The organism is Paenibacillus phytorum (genome assembly GCF_013141715.1).
In the GTDB taxonomy this organism is placed as follows: Bacteria; Bacillota; Bacilli; order Paenibacillales; family NBRC-103111; genus Paenibacillus_E; species Paenibacillus_E phytorum.
Genome location: NZ_WHOA01000165.1, coordinates 176,848 through 192,457 on the forward strand (window position 1 = coordinate 176,848; position 15,610 = coordinate 192,457).

Annotated in this window: 17 protein-coding genes; 2 read left to right on the forward strand and 15 right to left on the reverse strand. The window is 43.6% G+C overall.

The genetic code is table 11. The features are described 5' to 3' along the window. Positions 1 to 99: 99 nt before the first annotated feature. The 3 genes from GC098_RS24845 to GC098_RS24855 all read right to left on the reverse strand — a co-directional run bounded on the left by GC098_RS24845 (position 100) and on the right by GC098_RS24855 (position 3,799). Positions 100 to 1,695: a response regulator gene (locus tag GC098_RS24845; protein WP_171645897.1), complete on the reverse strand. Its 1,596-nt coding sequence runs from the start codon at positions 1,693 to 1,695 to the stop codon at positions 100 to 102. After that, positions 1,692 to 3,413 carry a histidine kinase gene (locus GC098_RS24850; RefSeq protein ID WP_216625412.1) on the reverse strand — a complete coding sequence of 574 codons (1,722 nt, stop codon included), beginning with the start codon at positions 3,411 to 3,413 and terminating at the stop codon, positions 1,692 to 1,694. The genes GC098_RS24845 and GC098_RS24850 overlap by 4 nt, the downstream gene beginning before the upstream one ends. Positions 3,414 to 3,613: 200 nt before the next feature. Then, positions 3,614 to 3,799: a hypothetical protein gene (locus GC098_RS24855; protein WP_171645899.1), complete on the reverse strand. Its 186-nt coding sequence runs from the start codon at positions 3,797 to 3,799 to the stop codon at positions 3,614 to 3,616. A 171-nt stretch (positions 3,800 to 3,970) separates the two neighbouring features. On the opposite strand from GC098_RS24855, the gene GC098_RS24860 reads away from it, so the two are divergent. Then, positions 3,971 to 4,486: a hypothetical protein gene (locus GC098_RS24860; RefSeq protein WP_171645900.1), complete on the forward strand. Its 516-nt coding sequence runs from the start codon at positions 3,971 to 3,973 to the stop codon at positions 4,484 to 4,486. Positions 4,487 to 4,527: 41 nt separating this feature from the next. Here GC098_RS24860 and GC098_RS24865 read toward each other — a convergent pair whose 3' ends face one another. The 12 genes from GC098_RS24865 to GC098_RS24920 form a co-directional block, all read right to left on the reverse strand. Further along, positions 4,528 to 5,298, reverse strand: a complete 771-nt coding sequence (locus GC098_RS24865) for a formate/nitrite transporter family protein (protein WP_171645901.1) — start codon at positions 5,296 to 5,298, stop codon at positions 4,528 to 4,530. Between the two features lie 253 nt (positions 5,299 to 5,551). Continuing rightward, positions 5,552 to 5,983: a universal stress protein gene (locus GC098_RS24870; RefSeq protein ID WP_171645902.1), complete on the reverse strand. Its 432-nt coding sequence runs from the start codon at positions 5,981 to 5,983 to the stop codon at positions 5,552 to 5,554. Positions 5,984 to 6,066: 83 nt separating this feature from the next. Then, entirely contained in the window at positions 6,067 to 6,357 is a 291-nt protein-coding gene (locus tag GC098_RS24875) for a hypothetical protein (protein ID WP_171645903.1), read from the reverse strand. After that, entirely contained in the window at positions 6,354 to 6,695 is a 342-nt protein-coding gene (locus GC098_RS24880; protein WP_171645904.1) for a hypothetical protein, read from the reverse strand. Before GC098_RS24880 ends, GC098_RS24875 begins: the two co-directional genes overlap by 4 nt. 15 nt (positions 6,696 to 6,710) lie before the next feature. After that, positions 6,711 to 8,216, reverse strand: a complete 1,506-nt coding sequence (locus GC098_RS24885) for an MFS transporter (RefSeq protein WP_171645905.1) — start codon at positions 8,214 to 8,216, stop codon at positions 6,711 to 6,713. Next, positions 8,213 to 8,401 (reverse strand): hypothetical protein, encoded by a 189-nt coding sequence (locus GC098_RS24890; protein WP_171645906.1) that lies wholly within the window; start codon positions 8,399 to 8,401, stop codon positions 8,213 to 8,215. The genes GC098_RS24885 and GC098_RS24890 overlap by 4 nt, the downstream gene beginning before the upstream one ends. Next, a complete protein-coding gene (locus tag GC098_RS24895) occupies positions 8,391 to 8,927 on the reverse strand; it encodes a Rieske 2Fe-2S domain-containing protein (protein ID WP_171645907.1) in 537 nt (178 codons plus the stop codon). The genes GC098_RS24890 and GC098_RS24895 overlap by 11 nt, the downstream gene beginning before the upstream one ends. A 25-nt stretch (positions 8,928 to 8,952) precedes the next feature. Next, positions 8,953 to 9,516 (reverse strand): 4Fe-4S dicluster domain-containing protein, encoded by a 564-nt coding sequence (locus GC098_RS24900; protein WP_060646095.1) that lies wholly within the window; start codon positions 9,514 to 9,516, stop codon positions 8,953 to 8,955. Continuing rightward, on the reverse strand, positions 9,513 to 11,684 hold the full coding sequence (locus tag GC098_RS24905; protein WP_171645908.1) for a molybdopterin oxidoreductase family protein: 2,172 nt from the start codon (positions 11,682 to 11,684) through the stop codon (positions 9,513 to 9,515). The genes GC098_RS24900 and GC098_RS24905 overlap by 4 nt, the downstream gene beginning before the upstream one ends. Continuing rightward, complete coding sequence (locus GC098_RS24910; RefSeq protein ID WP_171645909.1) at positions 11,671 to 12,711, reverse strand: hypothetical protein; 1,041 nt, start codon at positions 12,709 to 12,711, stop codon at positions 11,671 to 11,673. The genes GC098_RS24905 and GC098_RS24910 overlap by 14 nt, the downstream gene beginning before the upstream one ends. Before the next feature lie 259 nt (positions 12,712 to 12,970). Next, a complete protein-coding gene (ric, locus tag GC098_RS24915) occupies positions 12,971 to 13,657 on the reverse strand; it encodes an iron-sulfur cluster repair di-iron protein (RefSeq protein ID WP_171645910.1) in 687 nt (228 codons plus the stop codon). 21 nt (positions 13,658 to 13,678) lie between these two features. Beyond that, on the reverse strand, positions 13,679 to 14,206 hold the full coding sequence (locus GC098_RS24920) for a hemerythrin domain-containing protein (protein WP_171645911.1): 528 nt from the start codon (positions 14,204 to 14,206) through the stop codon (positions 13,679 to 13,681). Between the two features lie 172 nt (positions 14,207 to 14,378). Between GC098_RS24920 and GC098_RS24925 the strand changes: the two genes are divergently transcribed. Further along, entirely contained in the window at positions 14,379 to 15,395 is a 1,017-nt protein-coding gene (locus GC098_RS24925; protein ID WP_171645912.1) for an acyltransferase family protein, read from the forward strand. The last annotated feature ends 215 nt before the right edge of the window (positions 15,396 to 15,610 follow it).

Sequence of the window (15,610 nt, forward strand, 5' to 3'; positions counted from 1 at the left end):
ACTTGTTTTCATCCGTTTGGAACATCATTAGCATAACAAAGTGATCATTCCTGCGTAATGAATTCATTTAAGATCTTACCTGTCTTGTTTTATCCACTTTTAGTGAATATAGCGCTTACGATATTCTTGCGGGTATATGCCTTCAATTTTTTTAAACAACTTAGCGAAATAATTAGGGTCCGAATAACCGATCGCGTCCGCGACTTCATAAATTTTAACATTGGGATCCTTGAGCAGTTCCCTGGCTTTCTTCATTCGTATACGGATCATGTAATCGATCATCGTTTCGCCTGTTTCTTTCTTGAATAAGGAGCTTAAATATGGTTCCGTAAAATTAACTGCTTTGGCCAAGTCGGACATTTTAAAGGAAGTGCTGTACTTTTCTTCAATCATTCTTTGAACAGCCCTAATTTCGGGTCGAGGCTGATGAACCGTGCTTGCGCGCAAATGCTCGAAGAAGACTGAAATCCAACCAATCAACCACTCACTTATTTCTTGTATGGACTCAGATAGCCTCACGACATGATGAGGATACTTCCCTTCGAAAGGCATGATCGAGTAAAGGTCTCCTCCTTTATGTTGTAGGAACACCTCGAATAGATGTACAATATGCAGCCAACGTTCTCTGGCCAGATCAGGATAAGGTCTGGGAATCTTGTCTTCCAAATAAGCATCCGCCATATTCCTTATGGCGTTCTGAAGCGCTTCTTTGTCTTGTCGGGCCATCAAATCGAGAAATTCATCCTGTGATGAAATAGGTGAAGCATGGTTAGCAAACATTTGCTCTCTATAGTGAATGACATGATTCGAGTCACTGTAAAATCTCTCCAAAAGCGCTTCTTCAGCAAACCCGCACGCTTCATGCAGGTCGTATGCTCGTTCAACAGGGGAATAAGTACCGAAATAGACAGGTAATTTGAGATAACGTTGTATACATTCCGTCATCTCCTGAAGCATCGGCTCCGCCCCCATGACGGATATCATACCGAAACGCCCTCCATCCATTTCCACAATGTGTCCTGCCTTATATTTGCGCATGATTTCCCGAAGTATATTCATCACAGAAAAACGCAGCAACTTTTCACTCTTAAAGCGATTCTCATCTACTACAGACTCGTATCGGTCAATTTTCATCATTGAAATCGTCCATGGAAATGGAGGTAGAAGATTCGCATATTCCTGTGAGAGATCATCCGCTTCCCGCTTCGAGTATTGCATGGTCAAGAGATCGCGCAAATGCTTTTCAATGGTTATTTCTTGATGATATTGAAACGCAGTCCGGTTAAGTTGTAACGATTCCTCCTGCTTCTTACGCTCATCCTCAATTTCCACTCGGATCTGCTGCAGCTTGGTTTGGAGATCATCAGGCTGCATAGTCAGTTTCAATATATAGTCGGAAGCGCCAAGCTGCAAGGCCCGCCTGACATACCCAAAATCATTGTAGTTGGATAAAATTAAAACTTTGATGTGAGGATATAATTCCTTCACCCGTTCCATCAGTGAGATCCCATCCATATTCGGCATGGAAATGTCAGTAATCAAGAGATCACAGGGCTTCTCAGAAAGAATGGTAAGCGCATCCAATCCATCTACCGCCTCGCCGATCAATTCAAAGCCGAATTCCTCCCAAGGAATAAACGTCTTGAGTCCGAGCCTCACCAAAAATTCATCTTCCACTAATAAAAGCTTCGTCATGCTGGATCCTCCATCCGCTTCCAAGGCAGCTTAATAACCGTCTCCGCTCCAGCATCAATACCATTGTGTATAAATAGCCCAAATGGTTCCCCGAAATGCATGCGAATCCGACTTTGAACATTCTCAAGTCCAATTCCACTATATTTCCCTTGCCTTATGGGGTCGGATTTCTCAAGAGCGTCACTGGCAATCTTTCTCTCAGACAACCCTTGTCCATTATCTGTAATGGTGACAAATAATAAATCATCTTCATGATAAGCCGCGATGCTGATGATGAGAGGCATTCGATTCCCATGAATGATGCTGTTTTCCACAATCGGTTGCAGCGTAAATTTAAGAATTCGAGCAGACAACAGATTTTCATCAACATCAATCGACAACTCTATATTATCGTTAAAACGAATTTTTTGCAGCGCAAAATAATGTTGTATAAAATCAAGTTCATCTCTCAGTGTGACAACTTCGCTCTCCTGCTTCATACTGTAGTTCAACATAATACCAAGGGAAGTAATCATATCCCCTACATTCTTAGCTCCTGAAAATAAAGCCAGCCACTTAATCGAATTGAGTGCATTAAACAAGAAATGTGGAGAAATTTGGGCTTGCAGGGCATGAAACCTTGCTTCCTCTTTAAGCTGCTGCTCTTCTCGAAGAGTCGTAACCAATTCCTTCAAGCTCGACAGCATACGGTTGAAATGATGGCTCAGTAGTCCGATTTCATCGTTTCCTCCCGCCAAAGCGGGCTTTTCGAAATTTCCGGATGATGCTTTCCCCATTGCCTGCACGAGCGAGCGAATAGGCTTCATAAAACGAAGGGTAAAGATGACATAGATGAAGAGAAAGCATGCGAATAAAACAATGACACTCCATGTCGTTGTCGAACGCACGTTTTTCAGCTGCTGCACCCATTGTTCCTGCATGGGGATCCATCGCAATTGCCAACCGGTTGCTTTTAAGATTTGTGTAAAAGTGGATCGTTCCTCACCTGATTCAGTCCTATTCCATAAATCTTTCTTTCCCCACAGCAGACGGGTTTTATCGGATATCAGGAATTGGGCGGGGGAATTCACCTCTAAGCCATTGGAGACGAGAAACATTTCTTTGATTGGAAATGCGATAAAGACTAAGCCATACCCCTTTGTCGTCTCCCCCTTAATTAACCGGGCCATGGTAATAAAGCCCCCTTCTTGGTTGCCTTCAAGGCCTTTAACTTTCAAAGAAGGGTTCACGTCCCAAGCTGGAGCACCGTTTTTTTCTCTGGCTTGTTTCACATAATCTGGCATCACTTTAAGTATCGCTTCATCTTGATTGGTCGCATAGATGCTGCCATTAAATCCATAAACCGCAACAATGGCATGGTTGTCCAAAATATAGGAGATCAGGTTGTCCATCTTGCTCTGTAGACCAACTACCTTCTGGTAGGTAGGATAATCATCTAAATCCGACTGCCCCGAACTTCTTAGCAATTGCAAGACATCATAGTCGTTCGTGAGCAAATTCGAAACATTTAACGTCCTATTCAGCATATCGTCGGCTCGATCCGTAACCCGCTTTAGAACTTGGGTTTGCGTGTCGGTCATTTGTCTCATAAATATTTTGTCCGATTGATCGAAGTAAAGATACATCATAAATAAAATGGGAGCCACAATAAACAATGTAAACGCAAGTAAAAACTTCAGGCGCAAAGAGAAAAATATTTGCCTCTTGTTCATTGTCATTCTCTCTCCCCTTGGAACAAATGTATAATGGCAACCGTCCACTGAACGGTTGCCATTATTACTTATATATTTAGTATAACGCCTACACTACTAATATGAATAGGTGTTGTTTTATGTTTAAGCACGGTTACATTTAATTTACTTTGCCTTACATAGGGTTTATCCCAAAAGGAGTTATATAGAATTAAGGGTATGAATCGTTAGGTATCTGATAATGACTCACCTTCCTTTTCATAGCCTGTTATCTTCTCTCTAACAATAGTCACTTTGCCACCACTGTTCATCAAGGTCGTTTTAACATCACCTATTTTACAATCTTCACAGACCCAACTGTTTTCTAACTTCCTAAACCCATTCGTCGTACCGCATTGTTCGCAAGTAATCATTCATCATCAACTCCTATCATTCATAATGGCTGCTTATAATGTACTACTTATCAAATTCGCACTCTATGAGATATGTCACAGATTTGTTCTATTTTCTGTGATCAATCTCACTGCCTCGTTCAATGAAAAAGAATACACTTTGTGTAAAACACTACCTAGGAGGTTCAAAACATGGGGTACTATTCACATACTTCCGTTAGTAATGAAATTGCCAATTACATGCATTGGCACTGGATGTTGGATAATCAGTTTCGTTTATTACATAGACTTCACTCAGATATCGATCAACAATTGAAGTTTATCAATGGACTTGCAATTAACATAGAGTCCGAAATAACTTCGATAACGCGGATAAATTTCATCAAAAAAATAATTGAAGAAGTCAGAGGATTATTGGATGAACTTTCTCTTCTTGAAAAAAAAGAGAGGGATATGCTTTTACTTACGTCTGTTCCTTTTGCTAAAATTAATATAGAAACGAACGAAATGTTCGAATCAGAAGTTGAGTATCTTCTTCCAATGTTAAGAATGTTTTATCAAAAGACTCTGCGTATGACCCCATTGCCAAACAAAAAAGAAGCCAAAGAGTTAAGCCGCTGCTTAAGGTTGACTATTCAACCTATTGAAAATCACATAGATCGAATAGAAAAAGAATGGTACCCGGCCATAATGGAATGGCTGCAGTAAACATTTGTTGAACTAACTTTAGATACAGATTCCACTACACTCTAGTTAGAATGACGATAAACCAATGCATAAACTCCCGAGACAAATAGAGCCCCTCCGATTAAATTCCCCATGTAAACCGGCACCAGATTTCCCATAAAATCGATCCAGGTTGCCTGGTTTGCGAAAATTGCCGCAGGAATGACAAACATATTGGCAACGACGTGTTGAAACCCGATCGCTACAAAAGCCATTGTTGGGAACCATATACCCATTATTTTACCTGCATCATCATCTGTCCCATAGGCTAACCAGACTGCAAGCCCAACTAACATGTTACAGCCAATACCGGATAAAATAGCTGTGGAGAATGGCTCTGCCGTTTTCGCGTGGACAAGTTTTACTAGTTTAGTCAAATAAACACCATGTTCTGTTAAACCAACTTGATGCCCGAATACATAAGCGATGAACACTGCTCCCAGGAAGTTTCCAACTGTTATTACAGCCCAATTATTTACAAGCTGGTGAAATTTGATCTTTCCGGAAAAGAACGCGGCAGGAACTGCCATCATATTCCCAGTAAGAAGCTCGCCGCCAGCAATGATCGTTAATATCAGACCCAACGGAAAAAAAGCAGCTCCTACTATGCTGCCTACGTCATTCCATGGATCCGGGAATACGCTACTAACCCTGATATACAGCAAAAAGCCCAAGGCAATATAAGCACCACCTAAAAAACCGAGAACGAGCTGCTTCCTATACCCAAACTGTACCTTTTTCACTCCTGCTTCCACAGTGCGTTCCCATATCTGCTCCTGCTTCATAAATCCCATGCTGATTCCCCCTCCACGGCCATTTACTTCAGTTTAGAGCAGCATTGCATAAAAGTATGTGAATTAAATCACATGTAAAGGGGACCGAAAAAGGACATATCTCCATCAGATTCAAGGATCACATCCTTTTACAAATAGTACAATCGAAAAATCATTATTCGGACGAAAAACACCTGAAATCATGAGGAAGAACAAAAAAATGAGGAGGCAAGTACCTTGCTACCTCATTTTTTTCTGTGTCCCTAAGTGAAATTTATTTTACAACTAATACAGGGATCTTGGCATGCTGAACAACATTGTGACTGACACTGCCAAGAACAAATTCACCAATACTGCTAAGACCTCTGCTGCCAACAATAATAAGATCCGCTTGAATTTCGTCTGCATATTTCAGAACTTCTTTCGTAATCGAACCGCTTCTCACTTCAATATGAACCTTCGAAAAATCAGCAATTTTTTCATTGATTTTCCCAATGACTTGCTCGGAGTAATCCAAATAATTGGTTTCAATGACAATTGGCGGTATGACAACAGAAGAACCTAGCACATAGGTGGGAAGATTAAAAATATGAATAATATCCAATTTCGAATAATGGTTCAACTTGGCCAACTTCAATGCAGAATCGAGCGCTTTATCGGAAGCTTCGGATCCGTCGTAGGCTACTAATATTTTCGAATATAACATGTCACATTCACCTCGTTTGTTTGATACCTTCATCATATCTCTTTCTAAGTTTGAACGATGTGAGGAAGATCACAATATTCTTTCTAAAAACCGAAATGGACTTTATAAACCAATTGCGCCGCAATGTCAGCTGATCTGAGAATCGTACCTTGCTCTGAACTTATTAAGCTCGTATGTTCTTCTCCCCTTAAGGGAATGGCCAGAAATTGATGTTCATTCATATACATTTGCATATAATCTTGGTCTTCGGAAATGCGTATCTTCTCAAGTTTCATTTTTTTCGGAGATGCGACAGGGTCGAGTCCTGCCTGATCCTCAATGTGCACTTCAATCTGAGAGCCAAGCCACCGTGATAATTTTTCTTCCCATTTCATACATGTTCCTCCTTCTTTATGCGGCAGCAGCCTGCATCTGCTTTTGGCGATACCTTCACCTGATACCCATGAAGATGATCCCAACAATCGTATTCAGAAGTCAAATCGGATTGGGCGGAATCTTCTATATAGCGAAGAACCTCATCTTCACTTTCCCAAATCGCCATCCCTTTGACTTCGGCAACAGCGATATCGAGCCCCTCTTCTACTCTCAAATCCATATACCAAGTTCCTTTTCCAGCGAAAAGTTCATTCAATTGTCGTTCGATTATCGTAGAAAAGGGAGAGTTTGCATGTTCGCGAATAAAGCATAAATCCAAAGTAAACTCACTCGGCATGGTTCATCTTCCCTCCTACTTAAAGCCTCTTTGTTTGGTAATATCGCTAAACATTCCCGAATAATAGACGACATCCCCGGCATCATTCTTGACTGCGCTTATCGTGAGCCATTCCAGATACACATCGCCATTCTTTTTACGATTCCAAATCTCACCTTGCCAGAAGCCCTGACCGCGAATTTTATCCCACATGGTATCGTAAAAAGCACGATCCTGTTTCCCTGATTTCAATACACTAGGCGTCAAACCCATTACTTCTTTGGCTTCATAACCTGTCAGCTCTGTAAAGGCAGCATTAACGGAACGAATCGTTCCCTTTGTATCGGTCACCATGATGCCCTCTACCGTATTTTCAATAATCTTAGCGGATAGACCTAATTTCTCCTGATAAAACATCCACACAATGAGAATCAAGCTGGCCAAAGCCACCTGTGATAAGGCCATGAATCCAATCGCATAATGACCTGTCAGCTTGAATAGGAAGGTAAGCAGCAGTGGCGGGAAAAATCCACCTAAACCACCCATCGCTGAAATAATACCATTCGCAATACCAGCTTGCTTGGTGAAATACATTGGAACCAATTTAAAGATGGTACCATTACCCGTTCCAGCACACAGTGCAATGGTTAAGCAACCTACTGTGTACCAAGTCATCGATGGTGCAAAAGAGAGTAGGATACCAGAAACCGTCAAGCCTGCAAAAACAAACATAAGAATTTTGAAAGGGTTAAATTTATCCCCTAGGTAGCCCCCGATTGGCCTCATAGCTGTCGCCAGCACGATAAAGCCACCCGTACGCATCCCCGCATCTACTTTGGACAGATGAAAGTTGGTGACCATAAAGTTCGGTAAATAGACCGTGAAAGCAACAAAAGAACCGAAAGTAAGAAAGTAGAATAAGCATAAGAACCATAGCTTGGAATTCCCGGAAACCCCTTTTATTTGCTCGACAAGGGATGTTTGCACCGGAGGCTCTTTGCGATCACCGGCCAAAAAGTTCAATGCGGCCATAACAATAAGCAAAATGCTGTAAAGCATAATGGTTTTGGACCAGCCTACTTGATTCGCTATGACGGGTGCTCCAAAGGTGGAAAGTGCTGTTCCGAGATTACCGATCCCGTAAATCCCGTTAACGAAGCCATGCCGTTCTTTGGGATAATATTTAGGCAATGAGGTCACTCCCACGGAGAACACAGCTCCACCAATCCCCAGGAAAAATCCCCCAATAATCAGATCCCCGAAGGAGTTAGCTTGACTAACCCAGTAAACAGGCGCAAGCAATAGAATAAAGCTGATCGTAAATAGCTTTCTTGCCCCATATCGATTCGTCCAATACCCCACAGGCACCCGCATCACGGATCCGAACAAGATAGGAATAGCGGTTACCCAAGTGAGTTGCGAGGGGGTTAACTTAATCGTCTCTTTAATAAATGGCATTAATGATGATAGGATTACCCATACCATGAAACCTAGGACAAGACTGACAGTTTGAAGAGGCAATTGTACTTTTTTGATATTCATTTCACATCACGCTCCCGACGATAGATCCAAGCTGCAACAGGGAATAACAATCCGTTCAATAAAGCATAAACAATCACTGTACGGTAATGTTCGAAATAGTAAGCATTCACTGCCTTTTGTGTACAAACGATGTTAAGAAACAGGACTATACATAACAAAATAACGCCGACGTAGCTACGCTTCATATCGTTTCACTCCCGTCGCATAAATCGCGCCTTGCTCCTTCTTCAAGAGAACCTCTGGCAGAGGTCTCTTTGGTGGCCCTGCTGTGGGCGACCCGGTTCTGGCATCGAAAATGCCGTGGTGGCAAGGACACACCATTTCATCCTTCTCTTTACTCCAAAACACGGGACATTTGAGGTGCGTACACGCATTTTGATAAGCCTTGTACTCGTTCTCGCCAAGGCGAATGAGTAGAGCCGAATCGTGCTCGCCCGGATAAGCGAACTCAACCGCATCTCCAACCGCAAGCGAGCTGATGTCCGTGATTTTCAGCTGGGGATAGGATTTTTTCGATAGTCCTGTCAGTTCTTTGGCAGCAAGAGCTCCCCAGGGCAACGTGGATACAGCGAACACTCCGGCTGCACCGACCAGCGTCTTCATAAAGCCGCGTCGATCCAATTTTCTTTCATCATTTTTTTTTATATTGTGGGTATAATTATCTTCTTTAAAAGGACTATGATTATTGCCTTGCTTGTTGTCCTGTTCCATACAGGCTCACCCCATCACAAGTAGATTAGAACAATTTTTGTTTCCCTTGCAGAATACCTGGTAGGCTGATCTTCACATTCGTTTCACCCTCTAGTGGATCGAAAGGTTGATGACTTGCCGTCCATTTTCCCAGCTTATGCTGAGCTTTCTTCGCTGCTAGTTCTTCCTCTGTCACCCATTGAAGTGTATTCGTCGGGCAAACGGATGCACACATGGGAGGGATGCCCTCTTTGGTACGATCGTAGCAAAGATCACATTTATACATCAGATTCTGCTCTTCATCGAATTTAGGGATTCCATAAGGGCATGCAATGGTACAATTTTGACAGCCGATACATTTCTCAACTAATGCTGAAAGCACAGCACCTTCTTCGGTGATCTGAATGGCTTGGGCCGGACAGCTTCTCGCGCAGGCTGGATTCACACAGTGAAGACACATCAAAGGAATCGTTTGGCGGGTTACAAGCGGATTGACGTCGTATACATAATTGCGATTTCGTTCATCGTGGCCTCCGCATTGTGTACAAGCAGCCAAACAGCTTCGACAGCCGATGCAATTATCCATTTCAATGTATAGATGTTGTTTCATCGGATGTTCATCCTCTCAGGTTGCTTTACGATCTGTGCTGCGCAAGTCTTAAACTCCGGCATTTTGGACATGGGGTCCAGCGCCGCTATCGTAAGCAGATTAATCGACTGCTCGTGGCCGAAATGATAAGGAACGAAGACGGTATCTTTACGAATCGCTTCTATGATTTTCACTTTATAAAAGGCTTCCCCACGACGTGTGTACAACCGGATGACTTCGTCATGTGTGATGTTATATCGCTCCGCTGTTTCCGGATGTACTTCGACGTAAGGCTCCGGACACATGTCACGCAGGAAAGGAATTCTTCTTGTTTGATTTCCAGATAAGTAATGATAGACAACCCGGCCTGTCGTAAGACGAAGCGGATATTGCTCACAAGGCTCCTCGGCAGACGGTCTGTAAGGGAGCGCGCATAGCTTCGCTCTGCCGTCCGCATGGTAGAACTTGTGATCCAGGAACATATGCGGCGTACCCGGATCTGCTTCATCGCGGCAAGGCCAGAATACACCGTCCTGCTTGTCGATCTTCTCCCAAGTGGCTCCGTAATAGTCGGCATATCCGCCTTTGGAGGCAAGACGGAATTCGTCCGCTACATCCCTGGCTGTCTTCAGATGGCCGAAATACTGCCCTCTGCCTAGTCGCTCCGAGAGCTCTACTTGAATCAGCCAGTCAGGTTTCGATTCGCCAACGGGCTCTTGCGCTTTATTAATCTTGATGATCCGTCCTTCCAGATTCGTCACTGTACCTTCATCTTCTGACCAGGTTACGGATGGCAGTACAACATCGGCAAATTCGGCCGATTCGGATAAGTACATATCTGAACAGACCATGAAGTCCAGATTTTTTAAAGCAGAGCGGACGAAGTTTAGGTTTGGCGCAGAAACGGCTGGATTTGAACAAAGAAGGTACAAGCCGCGAATTGTCTTATCTTGCATAAGCTCAAACATTTCATAAGCCGATACGCCGGGCTGTGGCATTTCTTCAGGTTTAATTCCCCACACGCTGCATACTTCTTCTACATGCTTCGGATTCGTTATTTTGCGGTACCCTGGAAGGGCATCGGCTTTTTGTCCGTGCTCTCTTCCGCCTTGACCATTTCCTTGCCCGGTAAAAGTGGCTACACCTGACTTTGGACGGCCGATCTTGCCAGTCACCAAGCACATATTTGTGTAGGCGGATACGTTATCAGATCCTTTAATTTGTTGTTCAATGCCGCGAGCGAACATAACGATGGCGTTAGGCGCTTTACCATAAATCTCAGCGGCCCGAATCAATTTCTCAGGAGAAACTCCCGTGATTTCGCTCGTATATTCAGGTGTGAATTCCTTCACAACCTCTTTCATTTCATCAAAGCCGTTGGTGTGATTGGCGACAAATTCAGCATCTACGTGACCATTTTGAATCAGCAAATTGATCATGCAATTGGCAAGCGCCAAGTCCGTACCTGGACGTAAATCGAGATGAACATCCGCCCGCCTGGCGATAGGCGTTTCCCGGGGATCTGCTACAATCAAATAACCACCGCGGTTCTGCACTTCCCATATGCGGAACATCGAAGTAGGGTGACACTCAGCTGTATTGCTGCCGGCGATGAACAAGCAATCCGTCTCATGCAAATCGGTCCACGGTAATGTGGATCCTCTATCGACGCCAAAGCTGCGAAGGAAACCTGCCGCTGCGCTTGACATACAGAATCGGCCGTTGTAATCAATGTAACGAGTCTGCAGCGCTACTCTGGCGAACTTCCCTGTCAGATAACATTTCTCATTCGTCATCGATACACCGCTGAATACAGAAAGCGAGTCCTTGCCGTACTTGCCTTGCAGCTCTTGAAATCTTTGAACGATCAACGCGTAGGCCTCTTCCCAGCTGGCTTCGCGGAAGCCTTCCTTCGTTCCTTTGAGCGATGCATCGTCACGGATTAACGGACGCAGCAGGCGATCATCGTGATTCGTTTGCTGATAGGCCGTCACACCTTTGGGACACATCTTGCCTAACGTTACGGGCCAATCATAGCGCGGCTCGACGCCGATAATTTTATTTGAAGAAGTATCCACCCGCAAATTCATCCCGCACTGCATGCCGCAGTAAGAGCAATGGGTTTTAACCAATTTTTCGTTCGGGTGGGTTTTATTCGCGATGACTTTAAAGAATTTATCCTTTTGCATTTTGATTGCTCTCCTTTACGCGTATCTGATGGGTCGGTATGCCTGTAAATCGAGACATTCTGTACTTCCGACGGCATGGGAGGCAAAGCTCTGCCAAGTGGAAGCCTTCCTCTGTTTTGAATTCAATCTCATTCACTTTAAGCACAGCGATGACATCATTGGATTGCTCGACAGACACAAAGCCTGTTCCACAAACCTTACAGCTTTTCATCTCTTGCTCTGCGTAATGTTCTCTGTAGTTCCGCGCAAACACACTCATAGGACGAAACGGTATGTGAGCCAGTTTTCCGAAAGGTATATAAATCAGCGTCACGATAACAGACCATTGGTGGACTAATGTGACAACCGGATGTCCATAGCCGTGAAGGAATATATTGCAGAAGGTAAGCAGCAATCCTGTCAAGCTCACGAATAACAACATATATAGGGGAAGAAAGTCATAGATAAGTGTTTGTTCCGCGCGAGCTTGCATGGACTTGATTCTGCGATACAGGGCCATGCACACACCTCCGATAACCATGAAGGCCGTAATATTCAACGCATTATAAAATAAAAATCCGAGAATACCATCTGCTTTAATCTTCATGAGGTCGATCCCGAAGCCAACAACCGTGTAGTACCCGTTCTCTGCCATCGTGAAGTACATCCAACCGAACACCAGCGGAAAAGTAACGAAGGCGGATAAGATACATCCCCAACCAAGAAGAACGTGCTGTGTCCAGCGATACCACCCACGATTCCAGATAAAACGGTGCGTGATTAGATGCTCCGTAGTTGTCTGAGGCGTGCTTTTTCGAAATATCAACCTTATGCCTTTTTTCAAAATAATTTTCGTAGGCGGACGTTCTCCCCAAGCAATAAAGCGATAAAAGAATCCGCAAATGAAAACGACCGTACCTACCATATACCCATATAAAGCCAAGTCAATATGTGTAAAAAACCTCGAACCGACTCCCATAAGAATGAATAACCCACTAACAACTAAGAAGACACATTTGGCGAATTTTGACGCGAACGCTCGATCCATATTTATCATTGCCCCTTCAATTGTGATCTCATAGTTGTATTAAACCATGAGTCGGCCCTTCAGCACTGTGAGAAAAATCACTCTGAACCCACTTCATGTTAGGTGCTTGATTCAACTATACTTATTTTCAGCAACCGTATATGTGATCTCAAACACACTTTTTCAGATGTCACGAAGTGGACAAAAAAACGGCCTTCCTTCAGATCTACTTAGATCTAATGGAATGCCGCAGTGAAAGACCGAACATGGACACTTTTCCCTAAGCCCGATTAAACAAAATGTTGTTTTCCAAATGGATGTGTTGAAACATATCCGATTCCAATTCCTCCAGCTTCAAGTAGGTGAGTTGAAACGTTGTGCAGGCATCCTCTGGCAGTTCGTAGTCTTTGGTGATTTCCCTGATTTGCTTAAGAAGATCACCCGAGCTCTCATGCTCATGTTCGAGTGTATCCAGAATTCTGAGCAGCCGCTCTCTTTTCAGTTCTGTGGGATCTTGCTCGAAGGCAATGACAGCTGGGAATGCTTCTCTTTCTTCTTTCTCCATATGAAGTTCCATATCACTTTTCAATGCTTCAAACCATCGATCGACTTGAAGGAACTCCGGATGGCGATGTCCATGCACGCGTGCCACTTTCTTCACATATTCACTTAAGTGCGGTAGTGCTGTTTTCAAATAGCCATGATGGACGCGAAGGATATAATCGATTAATTCGCTTGAGCTTAATTCACTCAAATTTAAGCTGCCGGATTTAGCGGATACTGCCGCTTCAACTAGGCTTTTTAACAAAACCTCTTCCTCGATTTCTTGGTCTCGAATCACTTGAAGAAGTGATTTATTGCCTCCGCAGCAGAAATCAATACGGTATTCCTTAAACACCTCTGCCGTCTTGGGATAACCCTTCACAATATCTCCCACACGATCGGTTAATTGAATGCTCATTTCCATGTTAAATCCTCCTGTTCAATCCTAAGCTTTTGCATGAATATCTTTAAGCATTTGGTTCGCAACCGGGAAAAACATCTCTTCCTCGGACAGCAGATGCTCCGATAATACAGAGCAGGCCACACTAAGCAGCGAAATCGCTTTTTTCAGCCTTATGCTGTCGGCACCTTTACATTGCTCCGCATATTCAAGAAATGAGCGGACAAATCGTTCCGCTTGTTTATGATCCTCTTCCAGAACCCAGGTTGAGGTCAAAAAAGTAGGCTCCATCCCCTGATTCGCATACCCGGCAAGGAGGGGTAAAACCTCATCTTCTTCCCAGTGTTCGTGAGCCCCCAACTGCTGCATGAAGGTTTCCATTTGTTTACGAATCTCTTGAAGTAAACGCCTTGACTCTTCCGAGCCAAGCATGCCGACCATATGACTTGTCATTTCCTGAACATGGTCAAGCTCTTTCTTTAACGCGCTATGTTCGTCCTTTAATCGCTCCAGAATCTGTTGAAGACTAGAAGTCCGAGCGTCATCTAACGGCATCCCAAGATCAATAACCATACATGATTCCTCCTTTTATTGCTGTAATCACATTGTATACCTTTATCTCAGCTTTCTCTGTGAGGAGAATCACAACGCATGTTTCTGTTTCGTGACTTTAATCACTGCCGCAAATTGAAGCTAGGTTTACATTAGAAGAAAAGGAATAGATACCGTAATGGAGGTAATCATCGTGGATAGAGAAGACAATGCTGCTTCGAATACGTATATGTTAAACGCTAAGTTTCTGCTCATTTTGTTTGTGGTCATCGCTAATTGTATAGAGCCGCTGATTCAACAAAGTGCAGCTTTCCATTCCTTATATCTGGGTATTTACACTTTTCATATTCCCATGTTTGTCATGGTGACCGGATATTTTTCCAAAAGTTTCCGTTTAGATATCCCAGGAATCAAAAGTTTGCAGATGATTTTTTATCATTATCTGATCTTCCAAAGCCTCTACTCTCTGCTCGATTCGCTGGCCTTCCATGCGCCGGGTGTCCGTTATTCTTTTTTCATTCCGTATTCGTTACTGTGGTTTTTATTCAGCCATTTTTGTTGGCGATTGCTCCTTCTGCTCTTTATAAAAATGCAGCATCCGCTTGTGGTCTCTGTCATTCTAGGAGTACTCGCTGGATATGCACCTTTCACTGGGACGCTGCTCAGTTTTTCCAGGACGCTCGTCTTCTTCCCTTTCTTCTTGGCCGGATATTATTTCCACCTCGATATGATTCCTAAACAGCTCGTACGCATGAACAAGTGGTTAAGCGTAATTGGCCTTCTAGGTGTCCTGGTCTTTCTCAACTCGACCCCACTTGATCCAAAATGGTTATATAGCAGTTTTACTTATAAGGAGCTAGGGGCCTTTCATTGGCATACGGGAGCATATCGTTTAGGCGTGTATGCGTTGGAAATTATCGCTTCCTTTTGCTTCTTAAGCTTCGTTCCTCGCAAGCAGTCCATCCTTACAGAATGGGGCAAATATACGGTATACGTGTTCTTGCTGCATGCGTTTATTACGAAAACTGCGATTTCGATGGGACTATTCTCGTATATACACACCTTTACACAATTGGCTCTCGTTCTACTGCTTGCGGTGGCAATTACCTGGCTGCTGTTACAAGAATGGGTACGCCGGTTCAGTCGACCTCTTATCGAACCGGATCTATCTTTTTGGGAGCGATGGATCATCCGAAAAAACAGCATTTAAACATTCTCTACAAAACAAAGAATAAGACTGCGGTCCTGAATGGACTGCAGTCTTATTTGGACTTCGCTTATATTCGCGGGACTCACTCTGGATGGGTGGAAGGTGCTCCGTTTCGCTTATGAGAAACCACGGATAGCGGTCTTCCAGATTAAATAAGCAAGCTAATATTGCTTATCCTTTCTAATATCGGGGCACCTCATGAAATAAGACCACAG

Coding starts and splice junctions, on each gene's coding strand:
- GC098_RS24845 (WP_171645897.1), bottom strand. CDS start 1,695: ATGACGAAGCTTTTATTAGTGGAAGATGAATTTTTGGTGAGGCTCGGA.
- GC098_RS24850 (WP_216625412.1), bottom strand. CDS start 3,413: ATGACAATGAACAAGAGGCAAATATTTTTCTCTTTGCGCCTGAAGTTT.
- GC098_RS24855 (WP_171645899.1), bottom strand. CDS start 3,799: ATGATTACTTGCGAACAATGCGGTACGACGAATGGGTTTAGGAAGTTA.
- GC098_RS24860 (WP_171645900.1), top strand. CDS start 3,971: ATGGGGTACTATTCACATACTTCCGTTAGTAATGAAATTGCCAATTAC.
- GC098_RS24865 (WP_171645901.1), bottom strand. CDS start 5,298: ATGGGATTTATGAAGCAGGAGCAGATATGGGAACGCACTGTGGAAGCA.
- GC098_RS24870 (WP_171645902.1), bottom strand. CDS start 5,983: ATGTTATATTCGAAAATATTAGTAGCCTACGACGGATCCGAAGCTTCC.
- GC098_RS24875 (WP_171645903.1), bottom strand. CDS start 6,357: ATGAAATGGGAAGAAAAATTATCACGGTGGCTTGGCTCTCAGATTGAA.
- GC098_RS24880 (WP_171645904.1), bottom strand. CDS start 6,695: ATGCCGAGTGAGTTTACTTTGGATTTATGCTTTATTCGCGAACATGCA.
- GC098_RS24885 (WP_171645905.1), bottom strand. CDS start 8,216: ATGAATATCAAAAAAGTACAATTGCCTCTTCAAACTGTCAGTCTTGTC.
- GC098_RS24890 (WP_171645906.1), bottom strand. CDS start 8,401: ATGAAGCGTAGCTACGTCGGCGTTATTTTGTTATGTATAGTCCTGTTT.
- GC098_RS24895 (WP_171645907.1), bottom strand. CDS start 8,927: ATGGAACAGGACAACAAGCAAGGCAATAATCATAGTCCTTTTAAAGAA.
- GC098_RS24900 (WP_060646095.1), bottom strand. CDS start 9,516: ATGAAACAACATCTATACATTGAAATGGATAATTGCATCGGCTGTCGA.
- GC098_RS24905 (WP_171645908.1), bottom strand. CDS start 11,684: ATGCAAAAGGATAAATTCTTTAAAGTCATCGCGAATAAAACCCACCCG.
- GC098_RS24910 (WP_171645909.1), bottom strand. CDS start 12,711: ATGGATCGAGCGTTCGCGTCAAAATTCGCCAAATGTGTCTTCTTAGTT.
- ric (WP_171645910.1), bottom strand. CDS start 13,657: ATGGAAATGAGCATTCAATTAACCGATCGTGTGGGAGATATTGTGAAG.
- GC098_RS24920 (WP_171645911.1), bottom strand. CDS start 14,206: ATGGTTATTGATCTTGGGATGCCGTTAGATGACGCTCGGACTTCTAGT.